18 protein-coding genes are annotated in these 17,497 nt (G+C 64.4%); 6 read left to right on the top strand and 12 right to left on the bottom strand.

Features of this window, described 5'->3' with window-relative positions:
* Positions 1-5 precede the first annotated feature (5 nt).
* The 4 genes from E4P09_RS09905 to E4P09_RS09890 are packed head-to-tail and all read right to left on the bottom strand — an operon-like array spanning position 6 to position 5,109.
* Entirely contained in the window at positions 6-1,709 is a 1,704-nt protein-coding gene (locus tag E4P09_RS09905) for an ABC transporter ATP-binding protein (protein WP_137389455.1), read from the bottom strand.
* Between the two features lie 2 nt (positions 1,710-1,711).
* Positions 1,712-2,545: an ABC transporter permease gene (locus E4P09_RS09900; protein WP_137389454.1), complete on the bottom strand. Its 834-nt coding sequence runs from the start codon at positions 2,543-2,545 to the stop codon at positions 1,712-1,714.
* Positions 2,542-3,519: an ABC transporter permease gene (locus E4P09_RS09895; RefSeq protein ID WP_239025115.1), complete on the bottom strand. Its 978-nt coding sequence runs from the start codon at positions 3,517-3,519 to the stop codon at positions 2,542-2,544. Before E4P09_RS09895 ends, E4P09_RS09900 begins: the two co-directional genes overlap by 4 nt.
* A gap of 30 nt (positions 3,520-3,549) precedes the next feature.
* Positions 3,550-5,109, bottom strand: coding sequence for an ABC transporter substrate-binding protein (locus E4P09_RS09890; RefSeq protein WP_170984341.1), 1,560 nt, complete (start codon positions 5,107-5,109; stop codon positions 3,550-3,552).
* A gap of 461 nt (positions 5,110-5,570) precedes the next feature.
* Here E4P09_RS09890 and E4P09_RS09885 point away from each other — a divergent pair, with 461 nt between their 5' ends.
* Entirely contained in the window at positions 5,571-6,506 is a 936-nt protein-coding gene (locus E4P09_RS09885; protein ID WP_137389452.1) for a 2-hydroxyacid dehydrogenase, read from the top strand.
* Between the two features lie 46 nt (positions 6,507-6,552).
* Here the strand turns inward: E4P09_RS09885 and E4P09_RS09880 are convergent, their stop codons facing one another.
* Genes E4P09_RS09880 through E4P09_RS09860 form a run of 5 tightly spaced genes read right to left on the bottom strand, consistent with a single transcriptional unit; the run spans position 6,553 to position 10,879 of the window.
* Entirely contained in the window at positions 6,553-7,599 is a 1,047-nt protein-coding gene (locus tag E4P09_RS09880; protein WP_137389451.1) for an ABC transporter ATP-binding protein, read from the bottom strand.
* Positions 7,596-8,627 (bottom strand): ABC transporter ATP-binding protein, encoded by a 1,032-nt coding sequence (locus tag E4P09_RS09875; protein ID WP_170984340.1) that lies wholly within the window; start codon positions 8,625-8,627, stop codon positions 7,596-7,598. Before E4P09_RS09875 ends, E4P09_RS09880 begins: the two co-directional genes overlap by 4 nt.
* Entirely contained in the window at positions 8,627-9,469 is an 843-nt protein-coding gene (locus tag E4P09_RS09870; protein WP_137389450.1) for an ABC transporter permease, read from the bottom strand. The genes E4P09_RS09875 and E4P09_RS09870 overlap by 1 nt, the downstream gene beginning before the upstream one ends.
* Before the next feature lie 7 nt (positions 9,470-9,476).
* Entirely contained in the window at positions 9,477-10,490 is a 1,014-nt protein-coding gene (locus E4P09_RS09865; protein WP_137389449.1) for an ABC transporter permease, read from the bottom strand.
* Positions 10,491-10,495: 5 nt separating this feature from the next.
* On the bottom strand, positions 10,496-10,879 hold the full coding sequence (locus E4P09_RS09860; protein ID WP_137389448.1) for a hypothetical protein: 384 nt from the start codon (positions 10,877-10,879) through the stop codon (positions 10,496-10,498).
* Between the two features lie 264 nt (positions 10,880-11,143).
* On the opposite strand from E4P09_RS09860, the gene E4P09_RS09855 reads away from it, so the two are divergent.
* Positions 11,144-11,917, top strand: a complete 774-nt coding sequence (locus E4P09_RS09855; protein ID WP_239025114.1) for an NAD(P)H-dependent oxidoreductase — start codon at positions 11,144-11,146, stop codon at positions 11,915-11,917.
* A 51-nt stretch (positions 11,918-11,968) separates the two neighbouring features.
* On the opposite strand, the gene E4P09_RS09850 is transcribed toward E4P09_RS09855, so the two are convergent.
* On the bottom strand, positions 11,969-12,424 hold the full coding sequence (locus tag E4P09_RS09850; protein ID WP_239025113.1) for a hypothetical protein: 456 nt from the start codon (positions 12,422-12,424) through the stop codon (positions 11,969-11,971).
* 44 nt (positions 12,425-12,468) lie between these two features.
* Here E4P09_RS09850 and E4P09_RS09845 point away from each other — a divergent pair, with 44 nt between their 5' ends.
* The 4 genes from E4P09_RS09845 (at position 12,469) to E4P09_RS09830 (ending at position 16,530) form a co-directional block, all read left to right on the top strand.
* Positions 12,469-13,071, top strand: coding sequence for a 2'-5' RNA ligase family protein (locus E4P09_RS09845; RefSeq protein ID WP_170984339.1), 603 nt, complete (start codon positions 12,469-12,471; stop codon positions 13,069-13,071).
* A gap of 55 nt (positions 13,072-13,126) precedes the next feature.
* Positions 13,127-14,329 carry an MFS transporter gene (locus E4P09_RS09840; RefSeq protein WP_137389446.1) on the top strand — a complete coding sequence of 401 codons (1,203 nt, stop codon included), beginning with the start codon at positions 13,127-13,129 and terminating at the stop codon, positions 14,327-14,329.
* Between the two features lie 124 nt (positions 14,330-14,453).
* Complete coding sequence (locus tag E4P09_RS09835) at positions 14,454-14,720, top strand: helix-turn-helix domain-containing protein (protein WP_137389445.1); 267 nt, start codon at positions 14,454-14,456, stop codon at positions 14,718-14,720.
* Between the two features lie 76 nt (positions 14,721-14,796).
* Positions 14,797-16,530, top strand: coding sequence for a SulP family inorganic anion transporter (locus tag E4P09_RS09830; protein ID WP_137389444.1), 1,734 nt, complete (start codon positions 14,797-14,799; stop codon positions 16,528-16,530).
* Positions 16,531-16,583: 53 nt separating this feature from the next.
* Here E4P09_RS09830 and E4P09_RS09825 read toward each other — a convergent pair whose 3' ends face one another.
* Together E4P09_RS09825 and E4P09_RS09820 are read right to left on the bottom strand one after the other, a co-directional pair.
* Positions 16,584-17,066 carry an SRPBCC family protein gene (locus tag E4P09_RS09825; protein ID WP_137389443.1) on the bottom strand — a complete coding sequence of 161 codons (483 nt, stop codon included), beginning with the start codon at positions 17,064-17,066 and terminating at the stop codon, positions 16,584-16,586.
* Positions 17,063-17,422: an ArsR/SmtB family transcription factor gene (locus E4P09_RS09820; protein WP_137389442.1), complete on the bottom strand. Its 360-nt coding sequence runs from the start codon at positions 17,420-17,422 to the stop codon at positions 17,063-17,065. The genes E4P09_RS09825 and E4P09_RS09820 overlap by 4 nt, the downstream gene beginning before the upstream one ends.
* Between the last annotated feature and the right edge of the window lie 75 nt (positions 17,423-17,497).

Raw genomic sequence — 17,497 nt, 5'->3', positions numbered from 1 at the left:
CTTCTTCAAGACGAGAGACTTGCGCGATCTTCGCGCCCCTGGACTGCGGCCGAACGCTCCAGCTCCTCGCGCGCGGCGACCGCCTCCTCAAGCCAACCGGGCCGCAGCTCGGGCACGGAAGCCACCAGCAGCCTGGTATAGGGATCGGCGGGGGCGGCCAACACGGTTGCGGTGGCTCCGCTTTCGACCTGGGCGCCTTTGCGCAGCACCACGACCCGGTCGGCGATGGAGGCGACGGTCGCCAGATCATGGCTGATGAAGATGATGGCGAGGCCGAGCTCGGAGCGCAGGCGCTCGATCAGTGTGATGATCGAGCGGGCGACGATGGTGTCCAGCGCCGAGGTGATCTCGTCGCAGATCAGCACGTCCGGATTGGCCGCCAGCGCCCGCGCCAGGTTCACACGCTGCTTCTCGCCGCCTGATAGCTCGCTGGGCAGGCGATCGAGGTAACCGACCGGCAGCTGCACCATCTGCAAGAGATCGGTCATGCGCTCTTCAGCGGCTTGCCCCTTCGTGCCATGGAAGAACTTGAGCGTACGCCCGAGGATGCGCCTGATGCGCTGCTTGGGATTGAGCGCGGTATCCGCCATTTGGAACACGAGCTGGATGCGGCGCCGCTCCTCCAGCGTGCGCTTGCGGTCGGCCCCCGCCAATGCTTTGCCCTGCAGCGTCACGCGACCAGCGGCGGGAATGTGCAGCCCGGCGATGACCCGCGCCAGCGTGGTCTTGCCCGAACCGGATTCCCCAATGACCGCGAGAATCTCGCCGCGCCCGACTTTGAGGCTGACATCGCGCAAGGTGGTGACGGCGGGGATGCCGTTGGCGAGCCGCCCGTAGCCCGCGACCAGCCGCTCGACCTGCAACAACGGCCCGGCTGCCGGGAGGCGGGTGATCTGGCCCGGCGCGCTGCCCTTGCCGGCGGACTTGACGGAGAGATGCCGGCACGCGGCGATCAGCTCGCGGGTATAGTCCGCTTGCGGCCGGTTCAGAATGTCGTCCGTGGTGCCCATCTCCACGACGCGCCCGCCACGCAAGACGACAATGCGCGTTGCGATCTGGGCGACGACCGCCAGGTCATGGCTGACGAACAGCGCCGCGGTGTGATTGTCATGGATGGCGCGCTTGAGCAGCCGCATCACCTCCACTTGCGTGGTCACGTCGAGCGCGCTGGTCGGCTCATCGCAGACCAGGAGCAGCGGTTCCTCCTGCAGCCCCATGGCGATCATGAACCGCTGCAGCTGGCCGCCAGACACCTGATAGGGGAAACGGCGGCTCACCTGTTCCGGTTCGGGTAGGCTCAGCGAGCGGAACAGCTGCAGCGCGCGTTCACGGGCGAGGGCTGCGGGCTGCGTGCGGTGGATGCGTGCCGCCTCGGTCACCTGGTCCATCAGCCTGATGCGCGGGTTGAAGGCTGCGGCGGCACTCTGCGCGACATAGGCCACTTTGCGCCCGCGCAAGCCATTGAGCGCGCGCCGGGCGGCGGCGAGAACATCGACGCCGGCAAGCGCCACGCGCCCTTGCTGCACATGGAGGCCCGGCCGCAGGTGGCCCAGGGCCGCGAGGGCGAGGGTTGTCTTGCCCGAACCCGATGCGCCGATCAGCGCGAGGACCTCACCACGGTCGACCGTGAGCGAGACGTCCTGCACCACCGCCGTGCCCGCGTCTGAAGCGACGCTCAGATTCTCTATGGTCAATATGGTGTCGCCCATGGCTATTCCCGCCGGACAGCCTTGCGGTCGAGCGCGTCGACCAGCAGGTTGAGCGCGATCGAGACGAGCGCGATGCACATGGCCGGCGCGATCGCCGCTAAGGGGTTGGACGACAGCCCACCCAGGCCTTCCCTGGCCAGCCCGCCCCAGTCGGCCTGTGGCGGCTGAACACCGAGCCCGACGAAGCTCAGGCTGCTCATGAACAGGATGGCGAAGCTCATGCGGATAGCGAAGTCTGCCGCGAGAGGCCTGATCACATGGGGCAGGATCTCGCCGAACAGGATCCAGCCGAGGCCTTCGCCGCGGGAGCGGACCACGGTGATGTAGTCCATGTTCACGAGGTCGTTGCCCAGGGCGCGGGCGATGCGGAACACGCCCGCGGCATAGACCACGGCCGCGAGACCGACGATGACGCCGATGGAGGGGCCAAGGGCTGCCACCACCACCAGGCCGACGATGATCTTGGGCAGCGACAGCACGACATCCACCGTGCGGCTGAGGACACTGTCCACAAGGCCGCCCTTGATGGCGGCGAGCAAGCCCAGCGTATCGCCGATGAGATGGGCGAGAATGGTCGCCGCCAGCGCCATCATCAAGGTGATGCGGGTGGCGTCGATCAGGCGCGAGAGCACATCGCGGCCAAGGGAATCCGAACCCAGCCACAGGTTGGATGCGGGCGGCGCAAAGGGCTCGTCGGTGATGAACTCGGTGGGATCATGCGGCAGGGGCCAGAGCGACAGGATCGCCACCGCGACGAAGAACGCGAGAATGGCGACACTGGCCCACAGCGTGACGCGCGGCTGCCGTCGGCCGGCGATGACGAGCGCGGTGCTCATAGGGCCTCCGCGGGGCGAGAGATGCCGGCTTGCGCTGCGTTGGCGCGGGGGTCGAACACGCGGGCGATGATATCGGCGAGCAGCACGAGCAGCACGTAAGTGGCGCAGAAGATCATGGCGCAGGCCTGGATCACCGGCATGTCGCGGGATTGCACTGCATCGATCATCAGCTGCGCCAATCCGGGATAGGCGAACACGGTTTCCACGACGACGATGCCGCTCACGAGATAGGCGACGTTCAGCGCTACCACATTGGCAATGGGGCCGATCGCGTTGAGGAATGCGTGATAGGCGACCACCCGGCGGTGCGGAATGCCCTTGAGGGTTGCCATCTCGATATAGGGCTCGCTCAATATGTTGCCGATGATGGCCCGGGTCATGCGGGCGATCTGCGCGGTCACCACGATGACCAGGGTGGCGGTGGGCAGCAGCAGGGCGCGTATGGTCTGGCCCAGACCCGCGCCGGGGCTGAGATAGGCCACAGCCGGCAGCCAGCCGAGGTGGACGGCAAACAGCAGCACACCGAGGGTGGCGATGAGGAATTCCGGCGTGGCGGACAGGCCGAGAATGACAATGGAGGTGCCCCGGTCGACCGCCGTGCCCGGTCGCATGGCCATCGCCAACCCGAGCGACACCGCCAGGGGAACGGCGATGATCGTGGTGAGGCCGGCCAGCATCGCCGTGTTCACGATGCGCTCGGACATCATGGAGGCGACGCTCGAGCGCGTGACGATGGATGTGCCCCAATCGCCCTGAACGACGCCGGCGAGCCATTCGAGGTAGCGAACCGGCGCGGGCCGGTCGAGGCCCATTTGCGCGCGCAGAGCCTGCACGTTTTCTTCGGTGGCGAACTGCCCCAGCGCCACCTGCGCGACGTCACCGGGCAGGATTTCGCAGCCGATGAAGATGAGCAGCGACATCACCCACAGCAGCAGGAGCGCCGCGCCCAGCCGTTTGAGTATGAGCGCCACCACGGCTGGCTCCCCCTTGCAGCTATGCCCCGATCAGGTCTCGATCCAGATGCGGTCGGTGAAGTTGAACCCGCCGAGGCTGCCAATGGGCAAAGGCGTCAAGCCCTTGATCTTCTTCGAGACCCCGTCGATGTAGCTGAGGAAGCAGGGCAGGATGATCGCCCCGGAATTGTGAATGATCGACTGGATCTCGTGGTAGTATTCGACGCGCTTCTGCATGTCGAGCGTGGCCCGGGACTCGTCGATCAGCTTCTCCAGCTTGTCGTTCTCATAATGCGAGAAGTTCCACGGGGCGCCCTTCCGCCAAGCCAGGTTCAGCAGCATGTTGTAGGTGGGCCGCGGGTGGAAATTGGTGGCTGCGTAGGGCCGCTTGCCAGCGACGGCCGTCCAGTAGCTTTCCGCAGGCTCGCGCTTGATGTCGAGATTGAGCCCGGCGCGGGTCGCTTCCCGCAGCAGGAGCTGTCCGATATCGACGCTGTAGAGCACGCCATCGCCCACCGCGACCTGCACTTTCGTATTGCCGATGCCGGATTTGCCCAGGTGGTACTTGGCCTTGTCGAGGTCCAGCCCGCGTTGCGGCAGATTGGCGTTGTAATAGGGGCTCTTGGGGCCGATCGGATGGTCGTTGGCGATCATCCCGTAGCCGCGCAGCACCGTGTCGAGCAGGCGCTGGCGGTCGATCATATAGGCCATGGCCAGGTTGAGATCGATGTTGTTCGACGGCGCACGATCCACAGCGGCCTGAATGGCGGTGTAGCGGGTGCTGGGCGTCACGAATACGTCGGCAACGTCGGACTTGCCCACCTCCTCGATTCCGTTGCCGCGAAGCTCGAGGACCATGTCCACGTCGCCCGAGAGCAGCGCGTTGGCGCGGGCCGCCGCGTCGGGGATGGGGAACATCTCGAACTCATCGATATAGGGGCGGCCTTCCTTCCAGAAGTTCGGGTTGCGCACCAGCACAGTGCGGATGCCGGGCTGGAACTCCTTGACCATGAAGGCCCCGGTGCCCACGGGCTTGCTGAAGTCGTATGTGTCCTTCTTGACCAGGGCGAACTGGAACAGCCCGATCAGGATCGGCAGGTCAACGTCGGGAGAGGCCAGTTCCACGACGAAACCGTCATCGCCATCCGCTTTCACGGACGAGATATTGGCTGCGAGCTGCTTCGCGCTGGAGGCGACCTTTTCCTCCTTGTGACGCATGATCGAGAAGATGATGTCATCGATGGTCAAGGGCGTGCCATCGCTGAAGGTGATGCCCTTGCGAATCTTGAAGGCCCAGCGCGTCGCCTCTGTGTTCGGCTCCCACGAGACGGCGACCTCCGGCCGCGCGGTGCCGTCTTCGCTCATGCTGGTGAGATAGCTGTAGACGCTCGTGCCGCGGATATAGTCATTGCCCTTGTCGTAACGGGCGGAATCGAAGGTGTCGCCGGTGCTCTGCTGAAAGAGCGCCAGGCGAACCAGGCCGCCGCGCTTGGGCTGCTGCGCGCGCACCTCCGAGATCAGCGGCAGCCCGCTGGCCGCCACGAGGCCGCCTACCAGCATGCCCGAATTGAACAGCCGGCGGCTTATGCCGCGGCCGCGCGCGAATTCCATTTGGCGGAATCTGGAGAATTCATCAGACGACATCGCCCACCCCCTAGTGTTATCGATATTCTCTGTACGTTATTGCGACAGGTTGTGTTCCTCTGCTTATGAAGGTCGCAATATTCGAGACTAATTATCGCTGTAAATACAAATGTCCTCTCTTCCGGAGCTGGTTTTCTCCGAAATCTCAACCAAAATAGCTCACCCTTCCGGGCAATTTCTGCTGTTGAGAACACCTCTAGGGTGATGATTCCGAAATGGAGCTGGCTTCGTTAGCCCCAAGATGGACATGGCTCATGCCCTGTTTGGACATGATCGCGCATCTGTCCTCGTCAGGCGAGTGCGCGGCCGGTAAGTTGCGCCGGATGCGCTGACGACAACAGAAGGGAGTGAGGCGACGAGATCATGACAATCAAGCAGTTCGAGGTTCCCACCGACCGCGTGGTTGCCTTGCCAGGCGAGAAGGACTGATGCGGCGGGCGACGTTTCTGTTTCGCGGCAAGCCCGAGGTTGCGGAACGGTGGCGCAATCTCTTTCAAACGCACGCACCGGAGGTGGACTTCCGCGCTTGGCCTGATACGGGCGACGTGAAAGACATTCGCTATATCGGCCTGTGGGACTGGGAGCCTTCATTCGAACGGCATTTCCCCAACCTGGAAGTGGTGTTCTCGCTAGGCGCCGGCATCGATCAGTTCTGGAAGGCGGACCTTCCAGAACACCTCCCGATCGTCAGAGTCATCGACGATGATCTCACCCAGCAGATGGTCGAATATGTAACCTTCGCGGTGATGGCTCATCATCGGGAGCTGATCACCTACCAAACCTCACGCGAGGCGCAGGCCTGGCAGCCCCGGCCGGTTCGCACCGCGGGCGAGCGGCCGGTCGGCGTGATGGGCCTTGGCGTGCTCGGATCGGCAGCGGTCGAACGGCTGAAGCAGCTGGGCTTCCAGTGCCGCGGCTGGAGCCGGACCTCGAGAGATATTCCGGAGGTGGCATGCTATTCCGGCGCGGTGGGGCTACCACCGTTCTTGAACGGCTGCGAAATCCTGGTATGCCTGCTGCCGCTCACGCCCGAGACGGAGGGCATCATCAATGCCCGACTGCTTCGGCAGCTACCGCCTGGCGCTGCCCTGGTGAATGTGGGGCGCGGCGGCCATCTGGTCGAGCGAGACCTGCTCGACGCGCTGGATAGCGGACACCTCAGCGGCGCGATACTCGATGTGTTCGAGAGCGAACCGCTGCCGCCAGGTCATCCGCTGTGGACACATCCTAAGGTCCTCATGACGCCGCATGTGGCCTCGACCACCCGGCCGGAGGGGGTGGTTCGTGGTGTGCTGGAAAATCTGCGTCGGCTCGAGCGGGGCGAGCACCCATTGGGTCTCGTGGATCGAAAGCGAGGCTATTAGGGCGGCTCGGATCAGGACCCATCCAGCAGCAGCGTCGGAACCCTGGTCATGACGCCAGCGCCCGTGCTTTCGGGAGAATGGCGGGCATGGATTCGGGGAAGTGGCAGGCGACGGGGTGGCCGGCCCCTCGGTCCTGCAAGGCGGGTTCCTCGCGCGCGCAGATCGCCTGCGCCTTCCAGCAGCGGGTGCGGAAGCGGCAGCCCGTCGGAGGCGAGATCGGGCTCGGCACATCGCCTTGCAGCACGATGCGCGAGCGCGTCTTCTCCACCGCCGGGTCGGTCACCGGGATGGCCGACAGCAGCGCCTGGGTATAGGGATGCTGGGCATTGCGGTAGAGGCTCCGCGCCTCGCCGATTTCGACGATTTTGCCGAGATACATGACCGCGACCCGGTGGGAGATGTGGCGCACCACCGCGAGGTCATGGGCGATGAACAGATAGGCGGTTCCGAGCGAGCGCTGAAGCCGCTTCAGCAGGTTGAGGACGCCCGCCTGGATCGACACGTCGAGGGCTGAAACCGCTTCGTCCAGCACGATGACCTGGGGCTCGAGGGCCAGGGCGCGGGCAATGCCGACCCGCTGCCGCTGGCCGCCGGAGAGCTCGTGCGGATAGCGGCGGCCGTGGGTCGGGTCGAGATTGACCAGGGCCAGCAGCTCCTCCACCCGGTGCTTCTTCTCCTGGCGGGAAAGCTGGGTGAGGCCAAGGGGGACAGCGATATTGGCGGCAATCGTCAGCCTCGGATGGAGGGACGCATAGGGGTCCTGGAACACGAGCTGCAGATGCCGTCGCATCTGGCGCATCGCCTTGGGCGGAAGGTGGGTGATGTCCTGTCCACGAAAGGTGATGGTGCCGGAGGTCGGCTCGATAAGGCGCAGCATGCAGCGGCCGAGGGTGGACTTCCCGCAACCGGATTCGCCGACAAGACCGAGGGTTTCACCCTTGTGAAGCGCAAACGACACGCCGGCAATCGCTTGCACTTGGCCGATGGGCCGGTCGATCAGAAGGCCGCCTTTGATCGGGAAGCTCTTCACCAGGTCGCGGATAGCGAGCAGCGGCGGCCCCGGCATTTGAGGGGAGGGGAGCATCGCGTTCATGCGGTGCCCTCCGGAGCCAGTTCCGCTTTCGTGGCCCGGGGGAGCCTGTCCGCGAAATGGCAGGCCACGCGCTGCGATCCCACGAGGCGCAAGGCTGGCTGCTCGGTCCCGCAGACCGGCGCAGCATAGGCGCAGCGCTCGCTGAAGGCGCAACCAGGGGCGCGGCTGCCCAAGAGGGGCGGTGCGCCGGGAATGGAGTAAAGCTCGTTCTGGCCGTCATCCTCGATCTTCGGCACGGAGGCGAGCAGGCCGCGGGTATAGGGGTGGCGCGGATCGCGAAACAGATCGGCCACAGCGGCGTCCTCGACGACCCGCCCCGCATACATGACGGCGACCCGGTCGGCCATGCCAGCAACCACGCCCATATCGTGGGTAATGAGGATGAGCGCTAGGCCAAGCTGCTCGCGCAGTCGCTTCAGCACGTCCATCACCTGGGCCTGCACGGTGACGTCGAGCGCCGTCGTGGGCTCGTCGGCGATGAGGACGGTCGGGTTGTTGGCGACGGCCATGGCGATCATGGCGCGCTGCCGCATCCCGCCGGAGAACTCATGCGGATACTGCCCCACGCGGCGATCCGGCTGCGGCACAGCGACCAGCGCCAGGAGCTCTTCGGCCTTCTTCCAAGCCTCGCGCCGGGTCATGTCGGGGTGATGCAGCTGCAAGGCCTCGGCAATCTGGTCGCCCACCGTGAGCACCGGATTGAGCGCGCTGAGCGAGTCCTGGAAGATCATGGCGATCTGAGCGCCGCGTATGGACCGGAGATACGACCGTGGGACACCGACCAGCTCGACGCCGCGAAAGCGCACGGAGCCCGACACCGTGGCGGTGGGCGGCGTCAGGCCGATGGCGGCCAGCATCGAAAGGGACTTGCCCGACCCCGACTCGCCGACTACCGCCAGGACCTCGCCCGGGTGCAGGGTGAAGTCGACACCGCGGACCGCTTCGAGCGAAGGGCCATTGCGCCGGGTAAAGGACACTTTGAGATCGCGAATCGCCAGCAATGGTCCGGTCGGGCTTGGTTCCATCATCAGCGCCCCCGCCGATCGAGGGCGTCGCGCAGGCCGTCGCCGACGAAATTAAAGCCCAGCACCAGGGTGAGGATCGCCATGCCCGGCCCGAACGCGATCCACCATTGGTAGAACTGGGCGGCGCCTTCCGCGATCATTGCGCCCCATTCGGGGGTCGGCGGCGTGGCGCCGAGGCCGATGAAGCTCAAGGACGCGGCGAGCAGCACCACCTGGCCGAGATCCATGGTGGCGTGAACCAGGATGGGCGTCCAGCACAGCGACAGGACATGGGTGAAGAAAACCCGCCACGGCGGGACCCCGCTGGCAATGGCCGCTTCCACGTGGTCGCGCTGCTTCACCTCCAGCACCTGCGCGCGCATCAGCCGCGCGAAGACGGGCCACCAGACAAGCACCATGGCAATCGTGGCGTTGCGCAGGCCGGGGCCCAGGCCCGCCGCCACCGCCATGGCGAGCAGGATGGCGGGAAAGGAAAGGGTGATGTCCACGAGCCGCATGATCACCGCGCCGACGGCCCCGCCCCAAAAACCGGCGATGCCACCCAGCAGCGAGCCGATGGCCACAGCGATCAGCACGACCGTGAGGGCGGTGGGAATGGACTGCTGCGCGCCATAAAGGGTGCGTGAAAGCACGTCGCGCCCAAGGGCGTCGGTGCCCAGCCAGTGCTGGGCGCTGGGCGGCTGCAGCCTGCGGCCCACCATGTCCAGCGGCGTATAGGGCGACCACAGATCAATGGTGAAGGCGACGATGAACCAGAAGGCGAGGACAAGGCAGCCGATGACGAGCGGCAGCCGCAGCCAGGCGGGGCGCTGAAACGAGGAGAGCTTGGCGACGATTGCGGTCATGGCGTCCTCAGCTCAGCCGGATCTTCGGATTGGCCGCGGCATAGGCGATGTCGGTCACCAGATTGGTGATGAGGAAAGCCAAGCCGCCGACGATGGTCACGCCGATGATGGCGGGATAGTCGAGCGAGCGCGCTGCGGATACCGCGTAGGAGCCGATGCCAGGCCAGGAGAAGACCGTTTCCGTGAGCACTGCACCGGTCAACAGATAGGCGAAGGAATGGCCGATCACCGTCAATGTCGGCAGCAGGGTGTTGCGCAGCGCATGATGAAACAGCACCCGCCTTTCACCGGCGCCCTTGGCGCGGGCGGTGAGGATGTATTCCTGGTTCAGTACGTCGAGCATGCTGGCACGCACGAGGCGCGAGACGATGCCGGTCACCGTCCAGCCCAGCACGAAGGCGGGCAGAATGAGGTGATAGGCGGCGTCCAACGCGGTCCGAAACTGGCCGGCGAGCAGAGCATCGATGGTGACCATGCCGGTGACGAAGGGCGGCGGGGTCAGTCGCGCGTCCAGGCGGCCAGGACCCGGCAGGATCCCGAGCTTCACCGAGGTCAGGTAAAGCAGGCCGAGGCCGACCCAGAATACGGGCATGGACGAGCCGATAAGGGCGAACAGCCGCGCGCCGTGATCAATGGGGGTGTCGCGGTAATAGGCTGCGAGAACGCCGAGGAGGATGCCGCCGGAACCACCGATGATCATGGCCCAGACCACCAGTTCCAGGGTGGCCGGGAAACGCTCGCCGATGTCCTGCGCGACCGGGCGCTTGGTCACGAAGGACACGCCGAGATCGCCGGTGAGCAGGTTGCGGATATAGGTGAGATACTGCTCGGGCAGGCTCTTATCGAGGCCCCAGCGCGCCTTGGCCGCCGCCACCACTTCCGGATTGTCCATTTCCCGCTCGCTCACAATCGCCGTGAGCGGGTCGCCCCGCGAGAGATGGGAAATCAGGAAGGCAACCGTCACGATGCCGAGCACGAGGATCGGCATCATCAGGAGGCGGCGGGCTACGTAGCGCTGCATTCACATCAAACCAGTTCGTGCTGCTCACTCGGACAGCTCACCCAGGGCAACAGGCAGCATACCGAAGCGCGCACCCTCGAGGTCCTTGCGCCGTGGGCCAGCAGGTTGTCGGGATTGATCAGCGGAATGGCGATCCGGTCGTTGATCATCTCTCGCGCGCGTTGGTGGTCGAACTCGTCGCGTTTCGCACCCCGAGCAGCGAGGGCCTGCTTGTGGATCTCGGCCTCCTTGGGTTTGATGATGGACGGGTCGCGCTCGGCATGCGCCCGCTTGGCCCACTCGGTATCCGGTGTCATGGCGAAGAAGTTTACCATGTTCGATGGCCCGAAGAAGGCGGGAATTGCGGAGGAGACGGTCATCGGGATGCGGTTCCCCGGTAATCCATTCATCAGGTCCTCCTCGGGGCAGTGCCCCGGCTGAATCGTGCAAACGATCATGGGAGCGCACATCCCGGGGTCGCGCAGAACAGGTCGCCGTCCCTCGTCCGCTGTATTTCTGATATATCATATCTGTTCTTTGCCGGTGTCAATCATCGAGCGGTTCTGAACCGCTCGAGCCCATTGTGTTCCCGGTCACACCCTTGTGTCCTATCGCCATTTGGCCTGTGCGCTCAATCAACGGGCGGGTAAACACTCTGTCTAGCAACAGGGGACTTGACGACCTTGAAAAGCCTCATCGTTCTGGCGCATCCGGAGAAGCGGTCCTTCAATGCGCAAATGGCTTCGATTGCCGAGCAGGTTCTGTCGAGGGGCGAGGAAGACAGCGCCCGTGTCCTCGATCTCTATGGAATGGGGTTCGATCCGGTCGAGCGCGGGGAGCATTACGCAAACCGGAAGGACCTCGAGTGTTTCGATGCCCAAGCCGAACAGCGCCATGCCGCCGACACGGACGCGCTCCCGCAAGACGTGCGGGCGCATCTCGAGGCGGTCGAGCGTGCCGACCTGCTCATTCTGCAATACCCGCTGTGGTGGTATACGCCGCCCGCCATTCTGAAGGGCTGGCTCGACCGGGTACTCGTCTATGGCCGCGCCTATACGGGCCAGCGCCGGTACGACAGAGGGCATTTCCGCGGCAAGCGGGCCATGCTGTCGGTTACGGTCGGCGCGCTCGAGCCCACCTACCGCTACAACGGCCGCAATGGCGATATCGTGCACCTGCTGTGGCCGCTGAATTTTACGCTTTATTATGTCGGGTTCACCGTGCTCGAGCCCTTTGTCGCCTACGGTATCGAAGGCGGCCTGAAATATTCCGAGCAGTCGGAGGCCGTGAGGAGGCTCAGGCGCTGTCAGGCCGATTTCGAGCGGACGCTGGCGAGGCTTGATCAACGGCCGACGATTCCTTTCAATGGCTGGGACGATTGGGACGAAGAGGGGCGCCTGAAGCCCGGGGTGCCCGGCTATTCCCCCTTCATGCGCAGCGACCCCTGACTGTCCCGCCGCTTAGCCTTCGAGGAGATTTTGCGACCACTGCTCAGGCCCTCAGTTCTCTGAAGGTTTGAGACGGCGGCGCGGATTGTACGGGCTCGACGGGTTGACGTCCAAGTCGACGTCCTTGACACAACCCTGCTGCCGCTCATGGCGGTCGCCAGCGTGCCATGGCCCGCTGCGGAGCTTCGCTTCTCTGACCCGCGACAGCGCAAAGCACCGCCAGGCTCCTTCGGGCGGAAGCGGCCTCGTGCTTTCCCCCGCGAACTGGTAGACGAGCGCTCTTTCCTGTCCGTCGGTATATCCCAACACGATCGGGCAGACCTCGCGCCGATATCCGTCAAAAACACACACGACCTGCTTGCGCGACGCCATCGCCTCGGCGAACAGCTCGTAAGTTGGGCTGGGCATGGGTGTTGCCTCGTTCGTCAGATATCGCTGGCTTAAAAGCCGCCGGCTCCGCTGTGGAAAACGCACCGGCGCACAGAATGCTCCCTTCACGATGTTCATGTTTTGTTCTATCTTGTAGAAGAAGCGGTCTGTGGAGGTGCCGGATGCAAGGCGTATTTGACTTCTATGGGAACTCTTCCCCGCGGCGTGAGCGCCCGGAACGGCTGTTTTTCGCGCTGCTGCCCGATGCTGGGACCGCAGCGCAGATAAAAGAATTCAGCGAGAGGTTCTTTCGCGATCACCGGCTTTGGGGAAGCCGCATCAGGCAGGATCGTCTCCATGTTTCATTACATTGGATGGGCGACTACCCGCGCCTGCGATCCAAATTTGTTTACGCTGCACGGCAGGCTGCAAGGCGCATTTCGTTGAGCCCCTTCCCGCTGACGTTTCGGTTGGTGAAGAGCTTCGAGGGGCTTCCCACCAAGCGCGGCAGGCCACATCGGCGACCGCTCGTCCTCCTCGGCGAGGGGGAGAACGTGTTTCGGCTGCATGAGCAGCTTGGCGCTGCTCTGAGGTATAGCGGCTTGCGGGCGTCACCGCATTTCGTGCCGCATATGACCCTTCTTTATGGCCCCCAAGCGGTTCCGTTGCAGTCGATCGGGCCGATCCGGTTTGTGGTGGAGGAATTCACGCTCATCCATAGCAGAGTGGGACTGACGCAATATCATCTGCTCGATCGTTGGCACCTGTCGGCCGTTCAACATTGACAGGATGTCACATAGCTTGATATCAACCTATGTGTTGGGCAGGACCGAGGTAGTCATGGAACACTCATATCGCTGGGTCATCGTCGGCGCAGGTGCGCTCATGGGCTGTGTCGCCGTGGGTGCGATGTTCTCTCTGGCGGTGTTCCTGGATCCGATGGCGACCGAGACCGGTTGGTCGCGCGCGGGTATTTCGAGCGGCATGACGCTCAACTTCCTGGTGATGGGTGTGGCCGGTTTCGGCTGGGGCGTAGCGAGCGACCGGTTCGGGGCGCGGATCGTGGTTCTGATCGGGGCAGTCTTGCTGGGGCTTGCGCTGGTTTTGGCAAGCCAGGCCACATCGCTCGTTCAGTTCCAACTGGCCTATGGCATTCTCGTTGGGCTCGCCTCCAGTGCCTTCTTCGCCCCGATGATCGCGGCAGTGACGGCTTGGTTCGGCACGAACCGCAGCCTCGCCGTTTCGCTCGTATCGGCCGGCATGGGGGTCGCGCCGATGACGATCTCGCCCTTGGCCCGCTGGCTCATTTCAGCTTACGACTGGCGCACGGCAATGCTGCTCATCGGCCTCATGGCCTGGGCCTTGCTGGTGCCGACGGCCTTGCTGGTGCGGCGGCCGCCGGTAGCGGCGGCGGAAGGTGCCTCGTCGGAGGATGGCGTCGCAGGGAAGGGAATCTCTGTCGCCAACGCGCTCCGCTCTCCGCAGTTCCTGGTGCTGGGGTTCACCTTCTTCGCCTGTTGCGCTGCGCATTCCGGGCCGATTTTCCACATGGTGAGCTATGCCATCGTATGCGGGGTCGGTCCCATGGCGGCGGTCAGCATCTACAGTGTCGAGGGCTTGGCCGGACTGGGTGGCCGGCTGCTCCTGGGCGTGATGGCTGATCGGCTGGGGGTGAAGCCGGTACTGATCGCCGGCCTCTTGGTGCAGGCATTCGCAATCGGCGCCTATGTCTTTGTCAGTCGGCTTGGGGAGTTTTACGTGCTTGCCGTGATCTTCGGCACCGCCTATGGCGGCGTGATGCCGCTTTATGCCGTACTCGCGCGCGAGTATTTCGGCCAAGCCATCATGGGAAGCGTGTTCGGCGCCGCCACGATGCTGTCAAGCCTGGGCATGGCGCTCGGGCCGTTGGCCGGCGGCTGGGTCTACGACACGTTCAATAGCTATGCCTGGCTGTTCATCGGCTCGTTCGCCCTGGGTCTGGGGGCCGTCGCCGTAGCCCTGGCGTTTCCGCCGTTGCCGCGGGAGCGCCTTCAGCCGGCCTGACGGGTACCGGAGTGACGGAGGTCGCTCACGATGTCCGCTGCAGCTACTCTATCCCTCAATGATGATGTTCTGGACATCAATATAGCGGTGTGATACAGTCATGGTGATTTTTGAGCGATGAGCCGTGATCACCGCTGCACAAATGCGCGCCGCCCGCGCTCTCCTTGGCATTGACCAACGCCGGCTTGCCGAGCTGGCTGGGGTGTCGCTGCCCACGATCCAGCGCATGGAGGCGAGCGAGGGGACGGTGCGCGGGGTGGTGGAGACTCTCGTCAAGGTGATCGAGGCCCTCGATCGCGCCGGCATCGAGCTGATCGGCGATGACGCCGTCAGCGAACGTGGTGGGCGTGGCGTGCGTCTCAAGCATTCACAGTCTGCAAACACAAGCTAGCAGAAGGCACAAATCGCGGCGGCGACCGGTCGCCGGCCGAAGGTGTCCGCTCTCTCCCGCCAAGCGAAGAATAGCCATGGCGATCTCATCTGCCCAGCCCAGCTTTATAGAGCTGTTCACGCCAAAGCTCGTCACCGTTCTCCGCGAACGCTACGGGCTCGCTGATCTGAAAGCGGACGCCATTTCGGGGTTGACGGTCGCCATCGTCGCCCTGCCACTCTCGATGGCCATCGCAATTGCCTCAGGGGTCACGCCGGATCGCGGTCTCTATACCTCGATCATCGGCGGCTTCATCGTCGCGGTGCTTGGCGGCAGCCGATTCCAGATCGCGGGTCCAGCCGGGGCGTTCATCGTGCTCGTCTCCGCCACGGCCGCCCAGCATGGCCTGGATGGCCTTCTTCTCGCGACGATGATCTCGGGGGTTTTGCTGCTTGTGCTCGGCCTGCTGCGGCTTGGCACGTTCATCAAGTATATTCCGTATCCGGTGACAGTCGGCTTCACCTCCGGCATCGCGATCATCATTTTCGCAAGCCAGATCAAGGAATTGTTGGGACTGACCCTGGCCAAGGAGCCCGGGCCGTTCGTGCCGAAGATCGTGGCGATCAGCGAGGCTCTGCCCACGGCAAACCCTTCGGCCGTGCTGGTGGCGCTGCTTACGATTGCCGTTATCGTGGGCATCCGACGGGTTCGGCCGCATTGGCCCGCCTTCATCATCGCCGTGGCCGTCGCAGCTGCGTCCGCCGCTCTGCTCGGCTTGCCGGTCGCGACGATCGGCACGCGGTTCGGTGGTATCCCCGAGGGATTGCCTATGCCGCATCTCCCCGCCATCTCCTGGCAGAAGGTGGTCGAGGTGTTTCCCTCGGCGCTTTCGTTCACCCTGCTCGGATCTATCGAGAGCTTGCTGTCGGCGGTCGTGGCGGATTCGATGAGCGGCCGGCGGCACCGTTCCAATGGCGAGCTGGTCGCGCAAGGCTTGGCCAATATCGCCTCGCCGCTGTTCGGCGGCTTCTGCGTGACCGGCAATATCGCCCGAACCGCCACGAATGTGCGATCCGGCGCCCGCGGCCCCGTTTCGGGCATGCTGCATTCGGCATTCCTGCTCGTGTTCATGGTCGCGGCGGCGCCGCTTGCTTCCTACATTCCGCTGGCGGCGCTGGCGGGGGTACTCGCGGTGGTGGCCTGGAACATGGTGGAAAAGCACGAATTCGCCACCCTGCTGCGGGCATCATGGGGCGATGCGGTCGTCTTGCTGGCCACGTTCCTGCTGGTGGTGTTCCGCGACCTGACCGAAGGCATCCTCGTCGGCTTCGCAATCGCGGCGCTCTTGTTCCTGCATCGGATGGCCCAGGCGGTCGCGGTTGAACAGTCGCGGCCGATCCTCGAGATGGACGAGCCGGATCGCGTGAACGGCAACAGCCGCCAGCCTTACGACGTGGAGCTGACGACGGACCCGGATATCGCGGTTTGCCGGATTTCCGGGGCGTTCTTCTTCGGCGCGGCGGCGGGAGTTGGGGCGGCGCTTGACCGGATCGGCGCGCAGCCCCGCACCTATATTCTCGACTTCGCCGCTGTTCCCATCCTCGATTCGAGCGGTGCGGCCACGATCGACGGCTTTACGAGAAGGGCCAGTCGGCGAGGCGCCGCCGTGGTCATCAGCGGCGCGTCACGGCCTGTCCGGCGCGTTCTGTTGATGCACGGCGTGCGGCCGCCCCGCGTGCGATTTCGGTGCACGCTTGCGGAAGCGCTCGCCACCGCGACAACAAGAGTCGGCGCCGGCACCGACCGGAGCCTAGAGCGGGATCCGCTCTAATCCTTCGCTTGACCGTGATGTTTTCCGAAAATGGTCGGTTCGGAATTGCGCTCCTAGCGGGATTGCTTGATGAACGCGACGAGCTGGTCGAGCACCGTGCCCCAACCGTCATGGAAGCCCATGTCTTCGTGCCGCTGACGGGCGGCCTCCTCGCCATGCATGGCGATGGCGGTATAGCGCGTGCCCGAGCCGTTCGGCGCGAGCAAGAGCGCAGCCGTGAAGAACGGCTTCGGCGCGGGGCGATAGCCGGCGAGCAGCGTATCCGTCCAAATCAGCCGCTCGTTCGGCACCACCTCCAGATAACAGCCCATGTTCGGGAATTCCTCGCCTTCAGGCGAGCGCATGACTGTATTGAACGCCCCACCGGGACGGAGGTCGATTTCGCATGAAGCGATGGTCCACGGTTTTGGCACGAACCACTCGCGGATTTGGGCAGGGGTGGTCCAAGCCTGCCAAACCCGCTCGACCGGGACGTCTATGTCACGCTCGAGCATCAGATCGAGCTTGGGATCAAACTTGGCCAAGGGCGCATTCATTCGGGCTTCTCCTCTCTCGTTTTAAGCAGGAAGGCATCGAGCCGGTCGAGCCGCCGCTCCCATAGGGTGCGCTGTTTGCCCAGCCAGTCCTCGGCCAGCTTCAATTGCTCGGATGCGAGCTGATAAGTGCGGACCCGTCCCACCTTGCGCGACCGGACCAAGCCGCATGTTTCAAGCACCTTCAGGTGCGCGACGAAGGACGGGAGTGCCATGTCATACGGCGCGGCAAGTTCGCTGACCGATGCGGGCCTCGCGCTCAGCCGTTCGAGCACATGCCGCCGCGTGGGGTCGGACAAGGCCCGGAAAATGCCATCCACCGGCGAAGCAGGGGCTGTGCCGCTGTGTGGGTGTATCATGGAGCTCCAAGGGCTTGGTTTTGCAATCGGCCCCGCATCCGCGGCCTTCATGTCACGGCCTCGAGTGATAGCCGA

This window comes from Rhodoligotrophos defluvii (genome assembly GCF_005281615.1).
Classification (GTDB): domain Bacteria; phylum Pseudomonadota; class Alphaproteobacteria; order Rhizobiales; family Im1; genus Rhodoligotrophos; species Rhodoligotrophos defluvii.
This window is presented reverse-complemented; position numbering and strand designations above follow the sequence as displayed.